Annotated in this window: 14 protein-coding genes; 3 read left to right on the top strand and 11 right to left on the bottom strand. The window is 42.8% G+C overall.

Translation table 11 applies throughout. From position 1 onward, the window contains the following. Positions 1-92: 92 nt before the first annotated feature. The 4 genes from RMX98_RS22580 to RMX98_RS22565 all read right to left on the bottom strand — a co-directional run bounded on the left by RMX98_RS22580 (position 93) and on the right by RMX98_RS22565 (position 3,827). Entirely contained in the window at positions 93-656 is a 564-nt protein-coding gene (locus RMX98_RS22580) for a pentapeptide repeat-containing protein (RefSeq protein WP_322678508.1), read from the bottom strand. A 411-nt stretch (positions 657-1,067) separates the two neighbouring features. Continuing rightward, on the bottom strand, positions 1,068-2,828 hold the full coding sequence (locus tag RMX98_RS22575) for a serine/threonine protein kinase (protein WP_322678509.1): 1,761 nt from the start codon (positions 2,826-2,828) through the stop codon (positions 1,068-1,070). A gap of 229 nt (positions 2,829-3,057) precedes the next feature. Then, positions 3,058-3,246, bottom strand: a complete 189-nt coding sequence (gene rpsU / locus RMX98_RS22570) for a 30S ribosomal protein S21 (protein ID WP_012407716.1) — start codon at positions 3,244-3,246, stop codon at positions 3,058-3,060. Between the two features lie 257 nt (positions 3,247-3,503). Further along, complete coding sequence (locus tag RMX98_RS22565) at positions 3,504-3,827, bottom strand: RNA recognition motif domain-containing protein (protein WP_109006946.1); 324 nt, start codon at positions 3,825-3,827, stop codon at positions 3,504-3,506. A gap of 679 nt (positions 3,828-4,506) precedes the next feature. Here RMX98_RS22565 and RMX98_RS22560 point away from each other — a divergent pair. Beyond that, the gene (locus RMX98_RS22560) at positions 4,507-6,837 is read left to right on the top strand and encodes a response regulator (RefSeq protein ID WP_322678510.1); all 2,331 of its coding nucleotides are present in this window, start codon (positions 4,507-4,509) and stop codon (positions 6,835-6,837) included. Between the two features lie 350 nt (positions 6,838-7,187). Here RMX98_RS22560 and RMX98_RS22555 read toward each other — a convergent pair whose 3' ends face one another. After that, positions 7,188-10,076, bottom strand: a complete 2,889-nt coding sequence (locus tag RMX98_RS22555; protein WP_409881747.1) for an NHLP bacteriocin export ABC transporter permease/ATPase subunit — start codon at positions 10,074-10,076, stop codon at positions 7,188-7,190. 119 nt (positions 10,077-10,195) lie between these two features. Here RMX98_RS22555 and RMX98_RS22550 point away from each other — a divergent pair, with 119 nt between their 5' ends. After that, the gene (locus RMX98_RS22550; RefSeq protein ID WP_322678512.1) at positions 10,196-10,711 is read left to right on the top strand and encodes a DUF29 family protein; all 516 of its coding nucleotides are present in this window, start codon (positions 10,196-10,198) and stop codon (positions 10,709-10,711) included. Between the two features lie 62 nt (positions 10,712-10,773). On the opposite strand, the gene RMX98_RS22545 is transcribed toward RMX98_RS22550, so the two are convergent. The 6 genes from RMX98_RS22545 to RMX98_RS22520 form a co-directional block, all read right to left on the bottom strand. Then, positions 10,774-13,077: an NHLP family bacteriocin export ABC transporter peptidase/permease/ATPase subunit gene (locus RMX98_RS22545; protein ID WP_322678513.1), complete on the bottom strand. Its 2,304-nt coding sequence runs from the start codon at positions 13,075-13,077 to the stop codon at positions 10,774-10,776. A 207-nt stretch (positions 13,078-13,284) separates the two neighbouring features. Beyond that, positions 13,285-14,724, bottom strand: a complete 1,440-nt coding sequence (locus RMX98_RS22540) for an NHLP bacteriocin system secretion protein (RefSeq protein ID WP_322681503.1) — start codon at positions 14,722-14,724, stop codon at positions 13,285-13,287. Positions 14,725-14,920: 196 nt separating this feature from the next. Continuing rightward, on the bottom strand, positions 14,921-16,036 hold the full coding sequence (locus tag RMX98_RS22535) for a type I restriction endonuclease (protein WP_322681504.1): 1,116 nt from the start codon (positions 16,034-16,036) through the stop codon (positions 14,921-14,923). 385 nt (positions 16,037-16,421) lie between these two features. Next, positions 16,422-19,727 carry a type 2 lanthipeptide synthetase LanM family protein gene (locus tag RMX98_RS22530; RefSeq protein WP_322681505.1) on the bottom strand — a complete coding sequence of 1,102 codons (3,306 nt, stop codon included), beginning with the start codon at positions 19,725-19,727 and terminating at the stop codon, positions 16,422-16,424. Between the two features lie 337 nt (positions 19,728-20,064). Beyond that, positions 20,065-20,355, bottom strand: coding sequence for a Nif11-like leader peptide family natural product precursor (locus RMX98_RS22525; RefSeq protein WP_322681506.1), 291 nt, complete (start codon positions 20,353-20,355; stop codon positions 20,065-20,067). 239 nt (positions 20,356-20,594) lie between these two features. Beyond that, positions 20,595-20,885, bottom strand: a complete 291-nt coding sequence (locus RMX98_RS22520) for a Nif11-like leader peptide family RiPP precursor (RefSeq protein WP_322681507.1) — start codon at positions 20,883-20,885, stop codon at positions 20,595-20,597. Positions 20,886-21,240: 355 nt separating this feature from the next. Between RMX98_RS22520 and RMX98_RS22515 the strand changes: the two genes are divergently transcribed. Further along, on the top strand, positions 21,241-26,889 hold the full coding sequence (locus tag RMX98_RS22515) for a PAS domain S-box protein (protein ID WP_322681508.1): 5,649 nt from the start codon (positions 21,241-21,243) through the stop codon (positions 26,887-26,889). Positions 26,890-26,941: the final 52 nt, after the last annotated feature.

The raw sequence follows: 26,941 nt of genomic DNA, 5'->3' as shown, positions 1-26,941 counted from the left end.
TAAAGGGAAAAGGAATAAATTTAATCTTTCCCCTTTTCCCCTTACCCCTTTCCCTTTCCCCATACCCAATGCCCCATTCCCCATTCCCCAGTTTATTTTGAATAGCAGGTTGTGCCTAAAGTATTTTCGGGTTTAAACTCGTTACATTCTCTGGGGTTTTGACGCTCTAACGACCAGCCATAGGGTTTGTCAGAGGTGACGACACCATTAGCCAGAGTTGTTAGCCGGTAGTTAGCCCCTCGAAAATTAGTAAACTGCAATATTGCATTTTTTAAGTTTGTTGCTTCCAAATTGGCGCTGATAAAACCGGCAAAAGACAGATCGGCATTTTCCAGGGATGCTGATTTTAAATTTGCTCCTGTTAAAGAAGCACCATTGAGATTCGCCGAATTCAGAATCGCATTTTCTAAATTTGCACCAGTGAGATCGGCATTTGTGAGATTAGCTTGAGATAATGTAGCGCCGCTCAAGTCAGCCCCTCGCAAATTTGCTCCAGTTAGATTCAGCCTACTTAGGTCAGCGCCACTCAAATTACACCGAGGACAGGTACTTGTTGTCTTCAATTGATCCAAGTCTAGCTGATTTAATGCAACGGCTTGCTCTGCAAACCCGAAACAAGCTAGCAGGGCAATGGTAGCAACAATCTTAAGTTTCATATTTTTTACTGATATTTACAAAGATGACAAATTACGCATATTGCCTACTGTCATACTTACATATAGCGCTTCAATTAGGAAGAACACGGATGAAGCATTGATTAAGAAGCTGTAAAAATACTATAAATTCTAATAGTAAGACTACTCAAACTGAAATATAGGCTATAGAATCGATTCGTAAGGAACTATACCGAACCAATTATAGACTACCATATATGTGATCCCCCTAGCTCGATGAAAAATACGACTAGGGGGATCTTGTTTTTAGGGATTGGGGCATTGGGCAAAACCCTTCGGGTGGGAAAAGGGACAGGGAGGGAGCTTTCCTTTCCCCTTTGCCCCTTGCCCTTTCCCCTTTGGCGTTGCCATCTTCCCCTGCCTCCCTACTCCCTCTAGCATCCCCTCCCTCCTTCATCGCCATCCTAAAAAGCGCAATCCAGGGACAATTAGGTAGTAACTCACTCCTAACCAGAAGCTGATAAAAAAACCTACAGAACCAAAAAAAGTCAGAGGTGAATATAACTCTGACCAACCTGGTTGACTGGTAAATTGCAAGATCGGAGGTGCTAACCTCAAGAGAATCAAAACGGCATAGGCGATCGCACTACCAAAGGCAGCAAACACAGCGTAGACTATGTGATGGCTGCGAAGTCCCAAACTTAAGGTAAGTAAGCAAACTGCTACTAAAATCACTGCCATTAAGCCCTCGCCGCTATCTTTTGGGGTGATGAATTGCAAAATCAACCAGCCGAAGCCATAGCTAATTATCCCCATCAGGGATGCCACTAAAAACCGCCGCCGTTGACCAAAACACCCGGATACTGTCAATCCCCAAGCGGTTCCCCAGCCTGCTGCAACGAACACTAAAATATCTGCGCCGAAGACGGGTTGAGTATTTGGCACTAGTTGGTTTAGCTGGCTACCAATAAATTCCATAACCTGAGGCCCTAAGCTGGTGTGATAGGCCAAAATAAAACCAGCGATCGCACCAAAACAAGCGCCTATACTACTGAGGATCATCGCCCAAATCGTCGCCAAACAAGCTCGAAAAATTTTGATAATTGTCTGAGCAATAAAAATAACGGTTTTAGTTACAGCTTGGCTAAAATTAGCCAAAATTTGTTCAATAGCTTGGGTTAGCAGGGTAAATCTTTGGGAAACTTGGGTTGATCCTTGCTTAATCTTGTCTCGCAGTTGGACAAACAACCCTGGTGGCGGTAATGGTTGAGAAATCTTCGCCAAACGTTTTTGAATTATAGCTGCATTTGCCGGACGCGATCGCACATCTTCCTGCACCATCTCATCCAGTAAATCTGCTAATTGGGGGTTGACATTTACCGTAGTTCGCCAGTGCAATTTTCCAGTTTGCTGATCTTCCAACTCTAACGGGTATTTGCCTGTTAGTAGTTCAATCACCGTTCGACCAAGGGCATAAAAATCGGCACTTGGTCCAACGATACCCCCAATCACTTGTTCTGGTGGACTGTAGCCAGAAGAAAATAATCGGGTGGAACTAGATTGAGAACGCAGCTTAGAGGGGGTAAATTGTTTTGCCCCACCAAAATCAATTAATACCAAGCGATCGCCTTCTGTTTGCCCTTGAGGCGGGGTTACAGATGGCGAATAGGTTCCCAGCATTAAATTAGAAGGTTTGATATCCCGGTGAATAATCTGACGTTTGTGTAATTCCTGTAAAATCTCTACAGCTTGGGCAAACCAGTTTAAAACCAAATCCTCTGGACACCCTTGGGGAAACTTTTTTAATATCTCCTCTAAAGTGCGGCCATTGATTTTTTCCATTACCAGACAAGGCAGTTGATGCGGTTTGGGATTAAACAGATTTACCTGAAAATATCCATCAGCATCGACTCTGGGGACACCCGGATGCTGCAAGCTAGATAAAACCGCCGCTTCTTGGGTAAATAATTCTAGTGCCTTTGGTGAATCTTCTACCAACACTTTCAGCACTTTCTCTGTTTGAGTTTTTTCATCCCAAACCGTGTAAATTTGAGCAAATCCTCCCGATCCCAATGGTTGAAGTGGAACATAGCGGTCTAACAACTCTAGCGGTGCGCCACAGCTGTTGCAAAATTTGTTTCCCCAAGGCTGAGGATAAGGACGTTGACAATCAGGATTTATACAGTGAACCGCCCTCTGAGTGATGTGAGACACAACCGCTACAATACAAAGGCTGACTTGATTTTAGCGTTTCTTTAGGTTTCCTGATTTTTAAAATAGGCAAAAAGAAAACCCTCATAAAATTTATGAGGGCATTCGTTTATATTTACAGCAGATTTCAAGGAAGGTGAAGTACACAAGCTAAGTCTCAAAGCAAGGCATAAAGCCTGTTTTACGCCTGAATTCTGAATTTTGAATTCTGACTCCTGCTGTCTGTCAGTTCTTAATTACGAAAACTTCTCTTACTTTGTCTGTGCTTGGCAACTTCTTTACGCTTGCGTTTTTCTAGGGGTGTTTCAAAATGACGATGCTTTCTCATGTCTGGAAAAATTCCAGCCTTGGAAACTTCTCGCTTAAATCGTCGTAAGGCTGACTCAATGTGTTCATTGTCACCTACAATTACTTGGGTCATTATCTCTCCTACTAAGTTGACTTCATCAATGGCTATGGAGGCATTCAGGAGTACTGAGTGTTGATTAACCCCATAGATAGATTTATCTATGGGTGGTTACTGAGCTTGTCGTCGGCACAGCCTCTCTAAGAGTTGTATTTAAATAACTACAAGCACTCGTTCCTGAACACTCAGCACTGCTTTAGTAACATTACAAAAAAAAGACAGACACCTTGTCTGACCTTAAGACTCTAGGTAAATTTTTTTTGTTTCCAACGTTAGTAGCGGTTGCGTCCACCGCCGCCACCACCGCCGTATCCTCCTCTACCACCACCAAAGGAACCTCTGTCACCTCTATCTTCTTTGGGTTTAGCCTTATTCACTTTCAGGTCACGACCCATCCACTCAGCACCATCGAGAGCTTCTATGGCAGCTGCTTCTTCAGCTTCGGTTCCCATTTCCACAAAAGCAAAGCCGCGTGGACGACCTGTTTCACGGTCAGTAGGTACTTGAACCCTTTTTACAGTACCATATTCTGCAAAAATACCACTTAAATCTTCTTGTGTAACGTCATAAGAGAGGTTACCTACATAAATTGACATCGATTCTCTCCAAAATCATCACTGTGTAGAGATTTTAATTTCTCTGAGAAGTCTGTAAATACTAAAAGGAAAAAGCCTTTCAATACTAAAACCAAAGACATCACTGAATTAACTCTCATAAATCTAGGATGACATATGAGCCAACTCTCTGCATCCAGTAGATAGTTAACTAGTGATACAATCGCTGAGGTGCGATCGTTCGCCCCCACCTACCCTAAGTACAGCCCACCGCAAAAAGGGGTTGGAAATGGAAGAAGATAAATTCTGTAGGGTGATATAGAAAATCAGACATGCAGGGGCGCATCTTTGAATATCCGAATTGAACGTTTGACTGCATTAACCATGAAGCATTACTCCAAAATTTTAATATGAAAGGCAAAGTCAGGCAACAAATATAAAGCGCCAACTTGTACTAATTTGGATAATCCGCGTTTTTTTAACTGCGATGCTTACGGCAAAAAGCTACGCGAGTATTCTCCCTGCAAGCTCTTACGGAAGATAAAGGGTAATTTTGTATCTTTGGGGTTTTTCGGATTTAATTATTAGATGTGGAATAGCTTATGACATCTTCTCAAGAACCTGATCAGTCATCTTAAATTTGGCTTTTTTCTAAATATAGTCAGCAAAAGTTACATTATATCTTCTACGTATTTTCTGACAACTGATTCAGGGTTGCTATATGAGAATCTTGCTGATCGAAGATGACGAAGTTTTAGCGAGTATTTTGTTGCAGTCTCTTACCCAACAACACTATGCTGTTGAAATTGCACAAGATGGACAAATTGGCTGGGAATATGCCCAAGGTACGAACTACGACCTGATATTAACAGATGTTGGACTGCCGAAACTGGATGGCATTACTTTATGTCAGCGCTTACGTTCTAGTGGTTGTTCGACTCCTATTTTGTTGATCACAGCAAAAGATGAAACTAGCGATCGCATTCGCGGACTCGATGCTGGAGCAGATGATTATCTCATAAAACCTTTAAATTTGGGAGAACTCCAAGCAAGGGTACGCGCTTTGTTACGTCGCGGCGATACTCCCCGTCCTCCAGTACTAGAAGTTGGGGCATTGCGGTTAGATCCAAGTATTTGCGAGGTAAAATACGATAATCAAGTTCTAGATTTAACACCTAAAGAATATAGTCTGCTGGAGTTATTACTGCGGAATCCATTGCGGGTTTTTAGTCGGGGAGATATTATCGAACATCTCTGGACTTTTGACGATCCACCCCAAGAGGAAACTGTTAAGTCTCATATTAAGTGGTTGCGACACAAGTTAAAAGTAGTCGGAGCTGTAGACTGGATTGAAAACGTTTATGGTTTGGGATATCGCTTAAACTCCCAAAAAGCTACTAGTAGTAAAAGCGAAAAAATAACTCAAAAAAATCCAGAGCAAAATTCATCCATACCCGATACTTCCCCATCCGTTGAACAGCAATTTAACCAAGCAATGAGCGGGTTGTGGAGCCAATACCAGGGATTAATGACACAGCGAATGGAGGTACTGCAACAAGCAGCAACAGAACTTTCTAGCGGCGCGCTAACTATAGAATTACGTGAATCGGCAGGAAGAGAAGCGCATAAGCTAGCTGGCGTTTTGGGAATGTTTGAGCAAGAAGCAGGAACTCACATAGCGCGGAAAATCGAACAGATTTTAGACAAAGATGGAGAGTTATTACCAGCCCAAAAACCCCAGATAATATCGCTGATACAAGAGTTAGGTAACTTGTTAAACCTAACGAAGGTAGTTAATCAAACTGTTACCTCGATTGGGGAAGAGATAAGTCCGAAATTACTGCTAATTGACTCTGATTTACAACTGGGTTCACAACTGCAACAACTGGCGTATTCTACGGAAATGCGTTGGCAGCAAATAACAACGTTAGAAGGTGCAAAAAATTTCTTGCAAACCGCATCACCAGATTTAGTAGTACTGAATGTAGATGAGATCGGGCAGCGAGAGGAAACTTTAGCACTCATGTTGGACTTGGCAACACATACCCCTGCTGTACCTGTTCTGGCGCTGGCTGTCAGCGATCGCCTAGTAGATCGCGTGACTTTGGCTCAGTCTGGGGCGCGGGGTTTTCTCGTCAAGCCTGTCATAGCAAGTCAAGTTTGGGAAACTACGTCTCAAATATTGCAATTTACTCGCTCTTTAACAGTAAATGTATTAGTAGTTGATGATGACCCACTGATTTTAGCAGCACTAGGGCCAATGTTAGAACCTTGGGGAATGCGAATGACCGGATTAGACGATCCCCTACGTTTCTGGGAGGTATTGCAATCTACTGCCCCAGATTTGTTGATTTTGGATGTGGAAATGCCCCAAATCAGTGGGATAGAACTATGCCAAGCAGTTCGCACAGATCCCCAATGGCAGGAATTGCCAATTGTATTTCTGACGGCTCACCGGGAGATGGAAACGGTGCAGCAGGTGTTTGCTGCTGGGGGAGATGATTATGTGGTTAAACCTGTTGTGGGAGCAGAATTGCTGGCAAGGATCGCCCATCGCCTAGAACGCAGCCGTCTACTACAGTCGCTCTCTACCAAAGACCCTTTAACCGGACTAGCAAATCAGTTACAGTCTAGCCGAGACTTACAACATCTGATTGCTCAAGCCGAGAAAAATCAGCAATCGGTTTGCTTAACGATCTTGAATATCAGCGATTTACGCCAAATTAATATCCAGTATGGGCATGAGGCCGGTAATCAAGTTTTGCAACGATGGAGTCGTCTATTCCAATCGGCATTTTGCGGTGGCGAAATATTGGGTTATTGGGGTAACGGAGAATTTGTGGTCGGATCTGGGTTTACTGAAACAGAACGGCTTGTCCTCCAACATCGCCTCAGTGACATTTTAACCAAGCTCCGCCAGCAAGTCTTTACTGCTCCCAATGGCGATCGCTTCCAGGCAACTTGTAATTTTGCTGTGGTTGAATATCCTAATGATGGACTAAATATCCAATCTTTATACCAAGTTGCTAATTCTATGCTAAAGCAGAACTAAGACAATACTTATCGGGTTTTGCATTTTTAACTCGGAATCGGAATCGGAATCGGGTAAAGGGTAAAGGGTAAAGGGTAAAGGGTAAAGGTTTTTTCTTTACTTTTACCCGAGAAGTATTGAGTAGAGTGCGTTATGGACACGCCGAAATAACAAATGAGTTCGCCGAAGTAACAAATGAGTTCGCTGAAATAACAAATGCGTAGCCATCGCCCAGTACGGTTCGGATAAGCATTTTTCACTTTCCTTGTGGTCTGGGGAATGGGTAAAGGGTAAAGGGTAAAGTAAAGGATGTATTCAAAACCTTTCCCCTTTTCCCTTTCCCCTTTAACCAAACCGTATTGCTTGCGCCCCTACTCCCCTTCTAACTGTTGGGCTACCAGTTTGGCAAATAACCCTGATTGGGCAATCAATTCCGAAAAATTACCTACCTGCGCGATATGACCAGCGTCAATAACATAGATGCGATCGGCATTACGAATCGTGCTGAGGCGATGGGCAATTACCACTCTGGTAGCGTTTAACTTAGCTAAACTTTCAGTCACAATTGCCTGGGTGCGGTTATCTAAGGCACTGGTCGCTTCATCCATCAAGATAATTTTAGGCTTGGAAACAAGCGATCGCGCAATCAATAATCTTTGCCGTTGACCACCAGAAAGATTACTACCACCCTCAGCGACGATCGTGTGCATCCCCATTGGCATTTGCTTGATATCATCAGCAAAGCCTGCCATTTGTGCTGCTGACCAAGCTTCTTCTAGGGAAACTAAAGCCCCGGCGGTAATATTATCAAAAACCGATCCTGTACCGATTTTTCCATTTTGCAGTACCACTCCTAACTGTCTTCGCACAGCTTGGAGTTCCATCTCTGCTAAATCTTTGCCATCATAATAGATGCTCCCTGTCAATGGAGTTTCAAAGCCCAATAACAAACGCAATATCGTTGATTTTCCACTTCCAGAAGACCCAACGATCGCGATAAATTCCCCTGGTTCGGCATGAAGGCTGACATCATTAAGGATTAAGCTGCCATTTTCTGAGTAGCGAAAGCTGACACGATTTAGAGCAATGCGGCCGCTTAATTGGCCGGGGTTAACCTTGGTTGGGTCATATTCAGGCTGCGATCGCCAAATTGGTTTTGCTCGTTCCCAAATTGGTATAATACTCCAAATCTCCGATACAGTATTGCTCAGGTCAATTACTCCTTTGATAAAAATCGCCAAAGCATAGTTAAAAGCAACGAATGTACCCAGTGTTAAGCGTGTCTGCATCAACAGCATGGCAAACCCAAACAGCAGTATCGAACTTACCAAAGGAAGTGCTTCGTTGAATACAGAAATACCATCTTTAATCTCTTGCCAACTCGCCTTCAGTCGGATCTGCTGGCTGTACTTTTTTGCCCAAGCTGCAAATGCGCGTTCTTCTGCCATTGTCACTCGCAGCTTGGCAACACCGTTGATTAGTTGTACTGTGAGTCCCTGAATTGCACCATTGAGTTCTTGCTCTTTTTTCGATTTCTTTACCAAAAGGAAACTTGCAACAGTCGTAACCACAGTGGCAAATATTGCTAAACCCACGCCCACAAACGCTAGTTGCCAACTGTAAATAAACATCAACACTAAGTTAAATAGGGCAAAAACTCCACTCAACAAAGTCCGTTGGGTAGCACCGCTAAGTTTTTGATGAATTTCCCTCACTGCCATAACGCGATTGACTAAATCTCCAGAAGTATACTGGCGAAAAAAGCTAGGGCTTAATCTCAGCAGGCGATCCCAGATGGCTGGCTGCAATATGCTATCAGTGGCGCTTTCGACTCGTAGAGTAATAATGCTTTGGGCAATTTGAAAAGCTAACTGTGCAAAGGCGACTGCAAACATGACCAATCCGATCTGCCACAGTAGAGCGCGATCGCTATCTGGAATGGCATGATTGATTAAAATTGCCGTTGCTTGTGGTGCAACCATCCCCAATATTGTGCCCAGTAACCCTACCACTAAAATACTGGCGATGTCTTTTTCATAACCCTTAACCCCAAACCGCAGTAAATCAATGGCTTTGAGCGCAACTTGGGGTAAGGGTCGATACAGAACGTATGCTAATGGTGACAGTGTTTTTGCTATTGATTCATTTACAGGTGTGCGAGTCCGCGCTACGGGGTCAAAGATGACATAATCTCGATTAGCTGTAGGTAACAACGCCACTGGGCGTTCCAACCGAGTATAAGCTAACATTGCTCCTTGGTCTTGACGCCACCAGCCATCTGCTAAAGTTATACGCCGAATCCGAATTTGCGATGCTTGTGCGATCGCGGCTACAGGGTCTTTAATAGAATTCAAATCCTCTGCTGGTGGACGAATCTCTATCCCCAGTGATCGCCCAACTGCCCCAAATGCTACCAATAAGGGCGGCCCTTCCTGAGAAAAAACCGCCTCCTGTTGTGGCTGCAATACCGTTGCTAAGTCAGAGAGTGCCCCCTCTATTACTTGCTGATTAAATTGTTCGCGTTCCTGAAACTGCCGAAATTCTGCTTCTGTTTCTTTGTTTGCCAGCAAACTGAAGTAGTGAAAGAAATAAGTCTGCAAACTGGCTAAACCTGCCAGAAGTTCCTCGGAATTTTCTAAATCTGCCGTTAATAACACTTGTCCAATAACCGCATCTTCTGCCTCCAGCCACATATCACTTGTGAGTGGAAACGTTGATGAAGTAGAATTCAAGGTTAATTCCTCGACTCCCATCCAGTGAGTAGTACCTTGCTGCAACTTTACCCATGAAAGTTTTTGCTGCTTCCACTGTAGCGTTTCACCAGGCGATAATGAAAAATCCCGCTCAACCTTTTCCTGCACAAGGTTTAATGGCGTAGTCAAAACTGTTTGCTGGGCGCTAAGAGATTGTCCTAAATGATTTACCCAACCTTCTAAAAATTCTATGGCTTGAGAATCAGCCGCCGCGATTCCCTTAACCAAATCAACCATTGACATCTGGCATAATTGGGTAGGTTCAATTGCGATCGCTACAAGATTCCATTGGCTTTGTGCTATTACTTCCGGTAACAAGGCTGCACTAAATAATGCTTCACCAGTGTTGACATGAAACAGATAGCGGCGATGCTCCTTTAGTAAGCTGTTCTTAACTCTAGTGGCAAACACCGCCAATGTTCCAGACTGCACCACCCAGACTGTTTGTGGGTTATCTAACAGTAATACTTCGTTTGCCTGAAGGGAGTATGTGGGAAGAGGATTCACTTGCGGGAAATCGATATGAGTTCGACAAGTGCAAAAAGATTTTTTAGCCTTAATCGAACTGGTTTGAGTTAAATTTAGATTATCACCGTTAAGTCTTGCAGGCAATACAGACAATACAAATGACACAAGAATTAATCGACCTAAAAAATAGTATTCTGGAAGGAAGATACGCAGATGCTTTGGTGATTGTTGATGAGTTAGAGAGCATGAGTAAACAAGCTATTCTGCGTAATATAGAATCTTATTTAAACATTCTGTTGATTCATTTAATTAAAAACCAAATAGAACAGCGATTAACTGGTTCTTGGATAAATTCTATTCGCAACTCAATTAAACAAATTAAAAAATTGAATATTAAAGATAATAAAAAATCTTACTATATTAATCAAGATGAATGGAAAATGCTTATAGTAGAAGAAGTAATTGAAGATGCTATAGCTGATGCAAGTCTGGAAGTTTTGAACGGTAAATATACTCGCTCTCAACTGTCAGCAATTCTAGATAGAAACCAGATTTTAACTACAGCAACTGAGTTTATAGCTTTAACATATACTTATTCGGCAAAAGAATTACCAGCCATTATGGATAATTATTTAGCTCAACTAGCTGGTGGGGAAGATTGGATAAGTAAGTGAGTGCAAATAAACAATTTGCAAGGGTAATTGTACATTGTCGTCTAATTTTTTTATAAATACTCCTATGCCTCTGCTGCGTGAAGAAGGCGAACATAAGTTCCGCCTTGCTGCCATAATTCCTCATGGGTGCCACGCTGCACGATTTTACCTTGCTCTAGCACAATAATTTCATGGCAATCGCGGATTGTGCTGAGGCGGTGGGCTACTACAATACACGAACAACCACGCTGTTGCAAGTTGCGGTTAATAATCAACTCCGTTTCTGCATCCAGGGCGCTGGTTGCTTCATCCAGTACTAAGATTGTGGGATTTCTCACCAAAGCGCGGGCAATTTCTAAACGCTGGCGTTGGCCACCACTAATATTCATACCGCCTTCAATCAACTCAAAGTCATATTTTCCAGGCATAGATGCGATCGCATCATGAATCGCTGCATCTTGGCAAGCCTGCACCAAATCAACTTCAGGCACAGTTGAATCCCAAAGAGTAATATTTTCCCGCACAGTCCCGGCAAATAAAAAGATATCCTGTTCAACCATTGCCAACCAATTAGCCAGAACAGAACGCTTAATTTGCGATCGCTCTACACCATCAAAGCAGATTTCCCCATCCCAAGGTTGATAAAGCCCGCAAATTAATTTAGCAACTGTCGATTTACCAGAACCACTCCCCCCCACAAGCGCTATTCTTTGCCCTGGCTTGACAGTCAAACTCAAATTCTCAATCAACGGAGGTTCCACACGACTATAGCCAAAAGTGACATTCCGTAACTCAAGGTGACCCTGTAATTGCCAGGGCATGGGGCATGGGGCATGGGGCATTGGGCATTGGGCATTGGGCATTGGGCATGGGGCATTGGTATTAATTATTCTCCTCTGCTCCTCTGCTCCCCTGCTCCTCTGCTCCCCTACCCCCCCTGCCTCCCCTGCTCTCCACTTCCCCTCCACTTCCAAATCAACAGGATTTTGCAACACATCATCAAGGCGATTTAAATCAGCTTCTAAAGTTTGGAGTGTACTGCCAAAATTGACGAGGCTATTGACTGGCTCTAAGAAACTCAATGTTAAACTTTGGTAGGCAACCAGCATTCCAATACTGAGATTGTTTTTCATTACCTGTAAACCACCAACCAGTAAAATAGAAGCTGTAGCTAGGGCTGTCAAAATTGTGGGTAATGTGGTGAGAATTTGAGTTTGTAAGCCTAATTGTTGTTGGGCGTTGAGTGCTTTAGCATAATAACCCGCAAACCGAGCAAATAAATCTGACTCCAGCCCCGAAGCTTTGATGGTTTCTATGGTTTGGATGCCGCTAACCGTTACTCCACCCACCTTGCCATATTCCTGAGCTAGGCGCATATTTGTATCTACACGAGTTTGCGATAAAAATACAAGGGCGAGAATGTTGATTAAAGCAAAACCGACTGCGATCGCACTCAGCAATTGGTCATACTGAATCATAATCAACAGGTAAAATATCATCATCACCGCGTCAATTATTGTAGTTGCCAAAGGCCCTGAAAGTACTTCTGCCACCCGGCCATTCAGTTGCACTCGGTTACTGATTTCCCCAGCAAAGCGTTGATCGTAAAACCCAACAGGCAATCGCAGGATATGCCAGAGAAATAGTCCTGATGTGCTGACTGATAACTTAACCATCAATCGCCGCAGGTAGGTAAGCCGCAGTCTAGCAAGGAATGCCCGTAATAAAGTAGTTAACAGCATTCCTAACAGCAAAGGTCGTAACCAATCTTGTCGATCTTGGATTAAAATCTCATCGATAAATACTTGAGAAAAGGCTGGCACAGCTAACCGAGGCAGTGTTAGCAATAACCCCGCAAGCAAGCAAAATAAGATAGTATTTCGTGAGTTTTGTAAGCGGCTACTTAAGGCTGAGATAATGTGATTTTTTTTGCCTCCCTTCTGAAAATCCGCTCCTGGTTCCATTGTCAGCACAACACCCGTGTATGCGCGATCGAACTCTTCCCAACTCACTGTTCTCCGACCATTGGCAGGATCGTTGAGGTAGACGCGTTTTTTGCTGTATCCTTCTACCACGAGAAAATGGTTAAAATTCCAAAAGGCAATGTAGGGGAGACGGGTAGCTGTCACCTTTTCCAGGGACAGTTTTAAACCTTTAGCATTGAGTCCATAGTTTTTGGCAGCTTTGAGGATATTAAAAGCTTTACTGCCATCCCGCGAAACACCGCATTCTTCACGCAGTTTAGCCAGTGGTACAATCCGCCCGTAATAGCTCAGAATTATTCCCAAAGCAGCCGCACCACATTCGACTGCTTCCATTTGCAAAACTGTAGAAGTGCGGACACGATTTGGTTTAAGTTTGGGAATTGGGGATTGGGAATTGGGCATTAGTATTAGAACTTGGAAGTTGAGCTTCTGAGGGTGAACTTTCAAGTTTTAACCCCAATGCCCAAATTAACGCGATGTCCAACTTATCCTTAGAACCCCCCTCCAAACCTCTCCCACACAGGGGGAGAAGCTTTGATTCTTACTCCCCTTCCCTTGTAGGGAAGGGGTTGGGGGTTAGGTCTGAGAGAAAATTGTACACGGCGTAATTTAATAAACCCCCGTCCAAGAGCGCAGCATAGGAATAATATAAGAAATCGGTGCTTTTTCTCCAACTTTTACTTGAACTGATGTAGTTGTGCCAGAAGATATTTTTAAGGCTGGGCCATCAGAAGATGACCATTTGTAGCCACTTACTGATGTAGGGTTTTCTTGAAGTTGGACAAAAGCTTGCACCTTGCCTTCACCTTTACCTGCAAGACTGGCGGCAATTTCTTTGTTACCAATGATCGCTGTAATATCTTGTGTAGTCACTGGAAATGAAGAAATATCTGCAACGGTTCCGACAATGCCACCTTCGCGTTCGCGTTTGGCAAAGCTGGGAGTCACTTGTACAGGCATCCCAGGCTTGATTTGCTTACCATCTTTATTAGCAAAGTAAACAAGACTCATAAGTTTTGAATTTGGCTGTTCAGCCTCAATTGACCCCAAGCGACTACCCGGATTCATCATTTGTCCGGGGACAGCGCTCAGTTCGAGAATGTGACCATTATATTTGCTAATAATTCTACTTTCTTGAGATAATTGCAATTCTAATTGGGCAATTCGCCGCTTTACTTCCCGAATTTTATTGCTTTTATCAATTGATTGCTTTAAATCTTGTTCGCGTAGTTTAGTATTTTGAGTATTAATATCTTTAATTTTGGTTTTAATTTCGTCAATTCTATTAAGATTTTCCAGATATTCGCGTTGCGTGGTGGTTTCTTGGATTTCCAGATCCTTGAGTTGCACGTCAATATCTGACAATTCGCTTTGAGTATTAAAATATTCTTGCTCCGCTTGCACCAACATATCTTGGCTGATTACATGCTGCTCAAAAAGGTGACGACGGTTATCAACCCGTCCTTTGAGAGTTTTGAGTAAGTAATTAATTTGTTGTTTGCGGGAATTAATGCTTTGGCGTTTTTGAGCGATCGCTCTTTGGGTTTGATCGCGTAACTTGGGCGCACTTTGCTCTCGGCGTAGGTTACTTTCCAAATCTAGTTTTTGCTGCCCAAGAGTAATGATTTGTTGGTCAATCAGCAGCTTTTGTAACCTGTCAGTCTCTTGATTTTGGGTTTGCAATTGTTGCAACTTTACTTGCTCTTGCTGCAACTGCTGCTTTAGCGCTGATTGGTCGATAATACCCAGCACATCACCTTGTTTAATAATATCTCCCGCCTTTACCTTCAGAGTGAGTAACGGGCCAGAACTGGGCGCTTGAAATTCCACAACATGATGCGGTTTAATCAAGATACCTTGACCTGTGACGGTGAGAGGAATTCTCCCAAATACACTCCAAACGCCAGCTACAGCAACCACAAAACTTAAAGTAGATAAAGTCAACCAAGCTTGAGGCTTAACTACATTTATCGCTTGATCCAGTTGTTCTGGTGAAGATAAGCGCTCTAGAGCTTCTTGGCGATATATGTGGCTGTGTTTTAGTTGCATTGTTCTCCTTTTTCCTGAGAGCGCCCAGAGCTTCAAGTTTTCTTGACTTCTAAGATTAAAGTGCGATCGGGGAGAACTAGGGGAGAATTAAGGAAGGCGATCGCTTCTACTGCCTCAATAAAGCACAAAGATGACCAATACCTTGCTTCTCCACCAAAGGCTGCACCAACGCTGGTAAAAATTCCTAATCAAAATTTTATTGTTCAGCTACTTCTGTTTCTACCTTATTTTTAGCTAAAAATATTGCCCTATCTTTTAAAATGTTGGCAAATTTGTAAATCTCATCTAAAGAGTTAATTAGCGTTTTAACTTCTTTATTATTTATATCCAAAAAACCAACATATTTCTTCTCAGAATTAAGCCATAAACGACAAATAGTTTTGTTAGCTTTACCGTCAATATTGACTCCGAAATAATTTTTTGTATCTCTATATTGAACGCGAGGTAATTCGATAACATCACGCAATATAGATTTAATAATGTAAAAGCTTTCCATCTCATCTGCTGTAGTTACAATGGTATCAATAACTTCGGTGTTGAGATTGATTGTTACTTTAGCCGAGTCTGGTACATCTGTTTTTGTCGTATCAGAAATATCAATATCCATAGCGGATCTTATCTTGTCATTAATTCGCTCGTTAATATAATCTTTAAGACAACCTTTGAAAATTTCAGTAAATTTTTCTACAACTGGTGCAACCATGTGCCCTTTGTACACTTGACCAGCAAAAAGCTTAACAAAATCAGGAGAAGGATTTGTAAACTGTTCTGAGATTAATCGGCTAATTTCCTTTTTATATAAAAGCTGTCTTGCACAACTAGCCATTTCATCAGGGTTAAATACTTCCCTAGAAAACTTTTTAAGCTCATTGATTGACGACTCATTGAAATCTAATATATTAAACTCAAAAAAAGGTTTTTCATCCATAATGTGAGTTTTTTCTGTATCCGTGTAGAACCAATAATGGATTCCATTAGTCAACACGGCAAATCTTGCTTGTGTTGCACTAAAATACCTGAATAATTGTGAGGAATTTTTGGGATGTGCTAAATCATTTTTATGAAATTTACATTCTATTAAAATTGATGGGACTCCATTTATTAAAATAGCATAATCAACTTTTTCACCTTTTAAGCCTGGTGTAGCAGCTATATATTCAGGACAGACTTCAGTTGTATCAAAAATCTTATATCCTAAAGCTTGAATTAAAGGTAAAACAAAAGCAGCTTTTGCAGCTTGTTCTGTCTGTACCGAGTCTTTTAGTCTTTCAATATGCTGGGCAACATCTTTAACCGCATCAATAAAATCCATAGTTTTTTATCTCATATTTGCATTGGGTTTTATCAGTATGGCATAAGTGATTAATTTTGCCCAATTTATGAAAATAAATACTGCTGTACTTAGAAATATCCCAATCCTTCACTTCAAATATCAATCCCTATTGTTATACTCCTACGCCACCGCTAAGAGCGATCGCGTTTATCACCAAGATTTGTGTTGGGGTTTAAATCCCCATCACAAAACCTGCTGTCTATAGAAGCAGGGAACTTAAACCCCCAAATTTAGTTAAAATTTTGAGATGACTAGCTTTTGGGTTTTTATCAGCAACCAACACCTTGAGAGGGCTAGTTTTGACCCTATTAGTGTACGCTAATAGGGTGTGGTCAAAAGCGGTTTCTGGGTACGAACAACAAGCTCAATCCCACAATAATATTGAAGGCAAGTCATTGTTAGCCAGACGCAGCAATTGATAACCAATTCCAGATATACCGGGTAAAAAGCCAGGATTAAATACAGAATTGGGTAAGTTGGGGAACAGTTGATAAGCTCCAGTTCGCTTGGCTCTAGCCACAACATTTGTTGCATTCTGGTGAGCAATTTGCTGCCAATCAGGACGGGAACAGATTTTTGCACCGACTAATAGCACTTCTGCCCTACCGAAGTTACCACAGCACAAGTGATCTATCGCCTGTAAGCCAAAATTCTGAGTAGTTTGGAGAGCAATTTCAATTTCTTGTTGAATTTCCGGCGTTTCCACGATTCTCAAACTGCCTAAACGTCCCAAACCAATGCCGGCTGCACCATGACACCACTTATTTGCAAAGTCAGGTTGTCCTGGTTGTCCCATTCTGCGGAAGTCTGGCCAGTTGGCGGTGGACTGGCAAAAGACGCTACGCTCATACTCAATTCCTGCTAAACCTGCTTCTAAATATTTGCCCTCTGAGGTGGCGGCATAAAGTCTGAGCAAGGCGTAGGAGATACCTGCGGCTCCATGAGAGAAGCCAGTTAAGGGCTTATCCCAATAAGTATGCCAAGCTTTGGGCGCACCGTTGTGGCTAACTTGACGGTTGATTAAATGTTGTCCACAGGCGATCGCTTTTTCTAAAACGGTTGCTTCTCCTGTGGCTTGATGCAGGGATAATAGCCCTAAAATTGCCCCTGCTGCTCCGCTCATAATATCCAAGTGTTCGTCGGCAGCAATTAGTTCTGGTGTCATCAAATCGGCTAATACTTGAGCCTCTGCCAACAGCGTTGCATCGTTGAGAAATTGACTAATTTTCACCAGGCTATAGATCATCGATCCTAAACCTGTTGCACCCCCAACGCCCATGAAACGAGCCATACGTTCCCAAGTTTCGGGATCGATGGTGTGGATTTGGCGACGCAAAGATTGCAATGTTCTAAATGCTAGATCGCGGTAACGGGAATCACCAGTTACTTGACTGAGTGCAGCTAAAAACAGGGCAACTCCAGAGCGTCCGTCACAAAGAGAATTGTTTAATACTTGCAGTTGATATCGTTCGGCGCGAGGCACGAAATCTAAGCCAATCCAGTTAACGCTGCCATCAGGGTCAGAAATGGCTCTGGTTTCCAGTTGAGTGGCGATTTCCTTGGCTTCGGCAATCAATTGTTCCGAATTCAGCAACGGTAACGATTCGCCTTGCCATTGCCCACCTTGGCGGCTGGAAGTGGTTGCAATTTTGGCATCGAAGGAGCCTTGAATAATCGCTACTTGTCGAGCTAGATCGGTTTCATCTAGAGATTGTAATTGGTTGAGCAGGTCTTGGTAACTGGATTGCTTGAAGTAGTTGGGAATGGAAGAGGAACCGTTTAAACTCAGTTCATCAACCACCGCGCTAGCCGTGAAGAAGGGAACATCCAATTGTTCCATTGCTCGGAGTTCCGCGCTCAAAACAGGAAAGGCGTTCGGTCTATTTTGAGCAACTAGAAAAGCACGACTGAGAACATCGAGTTGAATGCTGTAATCTACGCCGTGTTTGAGGTAATCGGGTGCTAAAGCTTTTTGGAGAATGATGCCGTAGATGCGGGTGTTGCGGAAGATAAAGCGCACCTGCTGATTTTGCATAGCAGATAGCAAATGGCTTGAGATTAAGAAATCTTTGTGCGCCATCAAAAAGCGATACATCTGCTCAAACCCAGTGGTGATTTGCTGCTGATAATCGTTTGGAGATAGAACAACTTCACCTAAACACGGTACATTTTTCCCAATCGGTAAGGTTACAGACTCAGAGGACAGATGCATATTATCTGTATTAATGTTCTGCCAGCGCGGCACTTTCCGGCGAGATAGTCGGGGATCTGTGCTGCCTAGTCCGCTAATATCATAAGCGACACTGCGATCGCCACTAAAGTCCCAACGCGGTAAAAGTCCGGTGCGGAGTACAGAATCCCAAAATTGTTGTGTAGCGGTTGTTTCTAAATCTTGGGTAAGGGGTGAGTCTTCAATGAGATTCGGTTCGTGGTGCAGCAGCGTTTCCATATCAATCAGCACCAAATGTTCGCCATTGGCAATTAAGTTTTCGTAATGGCAATCTGTTCCCCGCAAAGCGTAAAGCACACACAACAACATCCCAGAACGCTGATAGAATCGTTTCGCAGCTGCTTCATCAACACAAGGTAACTGTTCAACATGTTCCACCCAACCGTAACCGTTGCGCTCCAGTACTTGAATTATTTTAAAATCTAAAAGATTGCTGTGTTGATTGCACCAATCCAAAAATTGGTTAAAGACAACTTCTAATCCTAAATCTTTGGGTTTATAAACAAGTTTAAGTCCAGACTCAAAGGTAAGCAAAATCACCGTTCGTCCGCGTTTGTGTGCATCGGAAAGGGATGTTTGAATTTCAACAACTTTGTTTTGAGAAAATGGGGCGATCGCTTCATCAAAAGTTCGTTGAATATCTGTCCTATCTGCAACTAAACGTTCGAGAAATTCAGCAGTGAATTCAACCCAAAAATTGACTGCTGTTGCCACTAACCGACCGAGAACTGGATACTTCTGGAAGAACGTCAGCATTCCATCTTCTAGGAGTTGATTGACGAACTTGATGTAGTGAGTGTTATTATTTTCCGTCTCCAATCCCAGCAAACCGAGCAAGCTTTGACCAAAGGGACGCACCTGAGAAAATTCAAAATCTAATGTCTTTGTGCAAATTCCTGCTAATCGTTGCAGTAGACCACGTTCGAGAGAACTGTAAGCAGCTTGGGAAAGAATCGAAAAGGGAATACAATCTTGGGTGAATTGACTGTTGCAGCGAGTTAGTAATTGCTGTCTGGCTACCAAGATAGCAGGCAAAAGGATATCTTCAAAGGCGATCGGATTTTGTGAATCGATTGGTAGAAATACTTCGGTTGCAGAATTGAATCCTGTAGCGGTTTGGATGATTTGCTGCAAGGTTTCTGCCCACTCAGGCAAAGATTGATCGGCAAGTAACTCAATGGTTCCCAATCTGGAACTAACAGTATCGAGGTTTAGCCCTTCCCACTGTAAGCGTTTGTGTAATGTATCCAATTTACCTTCTGCTGCAACTTCGCACCAGCGATCTTTACGATGGTTAATTTCTTGTTCGTTGACTCGATCGCCATTAATTGCAAATTTGCTTTCATCAAGACGTTCCCAGATAAAGCTAGCATTGGCTGCGATCGCCCTGAAATTTTCTGATGTTTTCTGTTGGGATAAGCGAACAACTTGTTGAACCATAGCTGGATTTCTCATAGTGGGAGTTAAAACAGAGATATCAATTTCTTTGTGGTCTGGGGAAAGGGTAAGGGGTAAAGGGTAAAGGATGTATTCAAAACCTTTCCCCTTTCCCCTTTAACCGAACCGTATTGAGATATCAATGGGATAAGGCAGAAAGTAGGAATAAGAATTATATTTTCTTAAATTTGGTGAGAATTATGAATGAAATTCCCTCTTTATCTTCATAAAAAAACAAAGAAGGAATTCAATATTTGTCGGGTTTTGGGGAAAAGAAAAAACCTTTACCCTTTAACCTTTACCCTTTTCCCCTCTTGCTAAAAAAGAGGTCTATACTTTTTTAACAGCAACCAGCGTGTCCACCACCGCAGGAATCTGTATGACATAGTTTAGCCGCACTATCAGCCATCATCCCGCCGCTAACACTGAGTAATTCCTCTTCACTCAGTTCGTTGGAGTCCACAAAGGTCAACTCTGCCAAAATTTGAGCCACGCTTTCAACCGTGAAGTTATAACCTTTTTCTGTACTGGCAATTAACAACAGTTTGATGGCTTCTGTTTGGGTAACTGCTGCTTGCATGTTCTCACGTAACTGGGTGTTTTGGAGTAGGTTTTTAATTTCTGACAACATAATTAGATTCTCCTATTGGTGGTAATAATTATTCATGAGATTTCCTCTCCCCCTTGCTTAAAGGAGCAAAGAGGGAATTTGTTATGCAGCATCTCTTTCTGCGTTGAACCTCAGTATCAAGTATGTAAGTTATCCAAATTAAAATATTGGAGATGTTGAATCTAAAAAGCTTTTTTAGAAAAGCAACCTGACCTGTGGTGGTTACAATGCCCAAGAGAAACAGAAGCTACATACTGTTTTTAGCAGCAACCTGCGTGTCCGCCACCGCAGGAATCTGTATGACATAGTTTGGCTGCACTTTCAGCCATCATCCCACCGCTAACACTAAGTAATTCTTCTTCACTCAGCTCGTTGGAATCCACAAAGGTTATTTCTGCCAGCATTTGAGAAATGGCTTCGACTGTGAAGTTATAACCTTTCTCTGCACTCGCGATCGCTATCACTTTGATGGCTTCTGCTTGGTTAGCTGCTGCTTTTACTTGCTGTTGTAGTTGTGCGTTTTGCAGCAATTCTTTAATTTGGTGTAACATAGCTTTCTTCTCCGTTTTGATTGACTTATTCATCCGGCAGAGATTGTACGCTTGTTTGGGGCGGTGTTCTCTGCTTTTCTGATTTGAATTTAGAAAGAAATAGGGGAGAACTAGGGGAGATAGTTACAATTGCCGAAATTTTTTTCCGCACGGATTAATTGGAGGATTGAGAATTAGGCATTAGTTATTTATACTGCTGCCCTCTGCTTTCTATAATGTTAATATCTGCGTATTTGCCGTAATATTTAAAGCCAATATGTAGTTTTGCTGTAGTTAAATATCCTAACGATCAACTAAAGATACAATCGCTATACCAAATTGATTTATCTATCTAGGGGATATTAAGGAGTTGGTGATGAGCGCTAAACAATTGGAGCAGGTAAAGCAATTGCAAGCTACCCTCACCAAAATGGAAGTAACATTAGGTGCGATCGCTGATGCTGTAGTCTGGGTAGGAGAAGACCGATGCATTCAATGGTGCAATCCTAGCTTTGAGCGTTTGGTGAATCAACCCGGTAACACTGTCTGCGGCGCGAAGTTAACTGAGTTATTCCCCTTAGCACAAGCAGGACAACCAGCCTATCCTGATGTGCGGATACTCAATGGTGAGTACGAAACAGCAAATTATCAGTTTCAGCAGGGTGAGCAGACTTTAACACTAGAAATTTCCGGTAACTGTACCAGGCTTGACGATCGATGTGCAATATTGGTGATTCGGGATATCACCCAGACAAAACAAACTCAAGAATCTTTGCAAGAGATTGAGGAGCGTTTGCAGACATTAATTAACGCTACACCTGATATTATCTGTTTAAAAGATGGCGAGGGAAAATGGTTGCTGTCAAACCAGGCTAATCTGGAATTTTTACAGTTAGAAGGCGTTGATTATCAAGGTAAAACAGACTCAGAACTAGCAGAATTTAGCAATTTTTATCACGATGCTTTGCTCAACTGCGACAAAACAGATGAACAAGCTTGGCAGTTAGGATGTGTGCATCGAATAGAAGAAGTTATACCCCGACCTGATGGGACAGTGAGCAGTCTAGATATGATTAAAGCTCCCCTATTTCACCAAGATGGTAGACGCAAAGCTTTGGTGGTTTTAGGGCGGGATTTGAGCGAACGCAAACAAACTCAAGTAGCTTTAGAAAACTCTTTGTCTCTGTTAAACGCTATCTTTGAATCGATTCAAGACGGTATTTTAGTAGTCGATAGCTTAAGTAATATCACTAGTTACAATCAAAAGTTCTTAGAAATGTGGTCAATTCCACCAGAAGTTTTGACTGAACCAGATCATCCTAAGCGATTAGGGTATCTGGCAAACCAGCTAAAAGACCCGAATGTGTTTTTGCAACGAGTTCGAGAATTATACTCACAACCAGAGCTAGTTAGTTACGACTCATTAGAATTGCGCGATGGCAGAGTATTTGAGCGTTATTCCTGTCCTCAGCGCATCGGCGAACAGATTATTGGTAGAGTGTGGAGTTTCCGCGACATCACGCAACGCCAAAGGGCAGAAGAAGCACTGCGACAAAGTGAGTTGCAATACCGTAGTATTTTTGAAGCTATTAATGATGGACTATTTATTACTGAAATAGAAACTGAAAAAGTCGCCGAGGTTAATCCTGCGGCTTGTCAGATGCATGGTTACTCTTATGAAGAATTTCTCGGTTTACATCCATCTGTCTACATTCATCCAGACTCACATTCTGTTTTTTTAGAGTTTATTGAAACAACGCGATCTGGTGGGCAATTTTATGGGACAGCAGTTGATATTTGCAAAGATGGCACTTTGATAGATGTGGAAGTTAAAGGGACAACTTGCATTTACAACGGTAAGCCGCACGTTTTAGCGATCGTGCGCGATACTACTGCTCGCAAACGCACTGAGGAAGCCTTGCGTCAAAGCGAAGTCCAGTATCGAGATTTAGTGCAAACAGCCAATTGCATCATTTTGCGTTGGGATGGTAACGGCGACATCATATTTTTAAATGATTACGGTCAAAGGATTTTTGGTTTCGATTTAGATGAAATTATTGGGCGTAATGTTATCGGCACAATTGTTCCAGAAACCGAAACTTCTGGGCGCGACTTACAAACATTAATGGTTGATATTTGTCAACATCCAGAAAACTATTTATTCAACGAAAATGAGAACTTATGCAAAAATGGCGATCGCGTCTGGATAGTCTGGGCAAATAAACCTATTTTAGATGAACAAGGAAACTTAATCGAAATACTTTCAGTAGGTACTGATGCCACTGAACGCAAACGCGCCCAACAAGCCCTCCAGGAAAGTGAGTTAAAGTTCCGTACTATCATCGAAAATGCCAACGATTTGATATTTATCCTCTCGCCAGAGGGAATTTTTACTTATCACTCGCCGAATGTGACTGCAATTATGGGTTACAGCTTGGAAGAAATTGAAGGCCATTCGGTGGTGGAGTTTACCAAGCCGGAAGATTTAGCAATTAGCGCTGCCGCCTTACAAAAAGCTCTAACTGGCGAAAAGCTGACTGATATTGAGGTGCGCTTGCGACACAAAGATAATAGCTGGCGATGGTTCAACTTTAATACTTCCACAATCAACACTCCCAGTGGTGAAATTGCGATCGCCGGTGTGGGACGCGACATTACAGAACGCAAACAAGCTGAAGAAGCTTTGCGTCGTAGTGAAATGAAATACCGCAACATCTTTGAAAATTCCCAAGTGGGTATTTTCCGCACCTGCCAAAAAGATGGATTGATTATCGATGCTAATCAACGCGGTGCTGAGATATTAGGTTTTACCTGTGCTGCTGACTTAATTGGCAAGTATTTCACAACTGACTTATATATCAATCCAGAAGATCGCACGCGGATGTTAGCAGAGTTAGAAAAGGACGGAGAAGTTCGTAATTTTGAAGTAGCACTGCGGCGGATTGATGGTTCGGTTGTTTGGTTACTGTTGTCACTCCGTCTCAATGCCGAAGAATCCTGTCTCGATTCTGTCTTTACAGATATTAGCGATCGCAAACAGCAAGAACAAGCTTTACGCTTAATTGTTGAGGGCACAGCAGCAAAAACTGGTAATGAATTTTTCAATTCCTGCGTTCGTTACCTGGCTGAGGTATTGCAAGTTCAATATACCCTAGTCACTGAGTTTGATGATGAGCCAAAAACTAGAGTCCGCACTTTAGCCTTTTGGTGTGGCGGAACTATTAACGAGAACTTGGAATATGATTTGCAGGGAACTCCTTGCGAACATACCTTGCGCGGCAAGATGTGCCACTACCCCCAAGCAGTACAAACCGCTTTCCCCGAAGATGCAGATTTAGTAAGGATGAATGCCGAGAGTTTTTTTGGCGTTCCTCTAACCAGTTCATCCGGCGAAATCATCGGACATTTAGCAGTGATAGATGTCAAACCAATGAAGCATGATCCGGGACGGGAACTGATTGTCAAAATTTTTGCTGCCCGTGCCGGTGCCGAACTAGAACGGAAACAAGCAGAAGCAGCCCTACAGGAAAGTGAGTTAAAGTTTCGCACTATTGTTGAAAAGGTCAACGATATGCTGTTTGTCATCAATCCTGATGGGGTATTTAACTATATTTCCCCTAATATTTTGAATACCACCGGATTTGCCCCCAGCGAAATGGAAGGTAATTCCTTGGCATTGTTTACTCATCCTGATGATGTGCCCAAATGTCAAGAAGTAGCCCAAACTATCCTAACAACAGGTGAGGGAATTTCCGGTACTGAATACCGCGCCAAACATCGGACTAAAGGCTGGGTTTGGCTAACTGCTAATGCAGTCCGCACACAAGATGCCCAGGGTAACTTTCAGATTGTGGGTGTAGCTCGTGATATTAGCGATCGCAAACAAGCAGAGGAAGCTTTGCAACGTCGGACTCAAGCAGAAAGTTTACTCAGTAACATTTCTCGCCAATTTATTGACCAAAATTTAGAAACAGCAATTAATTTTACACTGCGAGCGATCGCTCAGTTTATTAGTGCCGAACACAGCTGCATCTTTGAATTATCCGAAGATCAAAGGCGATTTGACCTGATTCATGAATGGTGCGGCGAAGGTGTCGAACCACTGATTGATGTTGCCAAAGGATCGCCTGTGGAAAGCTTTCCCTATTTTTATACTCCAATTCTGCGTGGCCACCATATACACATCCCTTGTGTCGCAGAATTGCCACCTGATACAGCAGAAAGAAAGTTATTTGAGGGGATGTCGTTTCAGTCTGTAGTTGCTGTACCCATGCTTCACTCTGGCAAAGTCGTTGGATTTGTCGGTACAGCGATGATTCACTTGTGTAAAAGCTGGAGTCAAGAGGATCTGAATCTATTAAAGCTGGTAGGTGAAATAATTGCGATCGGTCGAGCCAGACATCAAGCAGAAGAAGCGCTGAGAATTGCCAAAGAAGCCGCCGAAACTGCCAACCGAGCCAAAAGTGCTTTCCTCGCTAACATGAGTCACGAACTCCGCACGCCTCTGAATGCGATTCTGGGTTTTTCTCAGTTAATGGAACGAGACACTAGTCTCAATTCAAACCAACGTGAATCTTTAGCTACCATTAACCGCAGTGGCGAACACTTGCTCAATCTGATTAACGATGTTCTAGAAATGTCCAAAATTGAGGCTGGACAAATCATTTTCAACCCTGAAGACTTCGACCTTTATCTGCTGTTGCAAACATTACAAGAAATGTTCCAGGTAAGGGCACAAACAAAGCAATTGTTCCTCAGATTTGAAATTGCTCCCAATCTTCCCCGTTATATCCAAACAGATGAAGGTAAACTCCGCCAAGTCCTGATTAACCTTTTGGGTAACGCCGTCAAGTTTACTCAAACAGGGGGAGTAACCTTACGAGTGAGCTTAGGGAGCGGGGAGCAGGGAGTAGGGGGAGCAGGGGGAGCAGGGGAGGCAGGGGGAGCAGGGGAGGCAGGGGAGGCAGGGGAGCAGGGGAGAAGTTGCAGTAAGTCTTTCTCCTCTGCCCCTCTGCCCCTCTGCCCCTCTGCCCCTCCGCACCTCTGCCTCTTTTCAATTCCCAATGCCCCATTCCTCCACTTTGAAGTCGAAGATACTGGACGGGGAATAGCACCAGAAGAAATGAATAACCTGTTTCAGCCTTTTGTTCAGACAACAAGCGGTATCCAAACCAAGGAGGGAACTGGGCTAGGGCTGACTATCAGTCGGCAATTTGTGCGGTTGCTGGGGGGCGATATTCACTTGACGAGTAGCGTTAGGCAAGGATCTACTTTTAGTTTTGACATCCAAGTGAATTTAGCCGCAGCTTTAAAAGCTTCGCCAAAGTTGAGTAAGGGGCGTGTACTCAAGCTGGCAGCAGACCAACCATCTTACCGTGTTTTGGTAGTGGATGACCGCAAAGAAAACCGCGATTTAATTGTGCAACTTCTTGGTAGCATTGGCTTTGAGATTAAGGCTGCGAATAATGGACAAGAAGCGATCGCTATTTGGCAAACTTGGCAACCTCACCTAATTTGGATGGATATGCGGATGCCTGTAATGAACGGTTACGATGCAACAAAAGAGATTAGAGCCAAGGAAAAAAATATAACTACAAATCACCGCACCGTAATTATTGCCTTAACTGCCAGTGCTTTTGAAGAACAACAAGCAAGTATCTTAGCCGCAGGTTGCGACGACTTGGTTCGTAAGCCATTCCGAGAGCAGGTGATTTTTGAAAAAATAGCTGAATATTTGCAGGTGCGTTATGTTTACGCAGAAGAAAGCCATGAAGATGGAACAGACAACAACCTAGAAAATATTGAATTTTCCCTTTTGGATCTTCGCTCTGCAATTACCATTATGCCTACTCAATGGGTAACAGAACTTAATCAGGCAGCCATTGAAGTCGATGCTGAAAGGATTTTCCAATTAATTGAGCAAATTCCGCCAACACATTCTGCTTTGGCAGAAAAATTGGCAAATTTAGTTCGCAGCTTCTGCTTTGATGAAATTATTGGACTAACTGAGGAAAATTGTAACTGAGTTTAGGATTGTAGACTTGCAAAAAGCAGCTGAACTACTTCGGCAACAAGGA

Origin of the sequence: Nostoc sp. DedQUE02 (assembly GCF_034531035.1) — a bacterium.
Classification (GTDB): domain Bacteria; phylum Cyanobacteriota; class Cyanobacteriia; order Cyanobacteriales; family Nostocaceae; genus Nostoc.
This window is presented reverse-complemented; position numbering and strand designations above follow the sequence as displayed.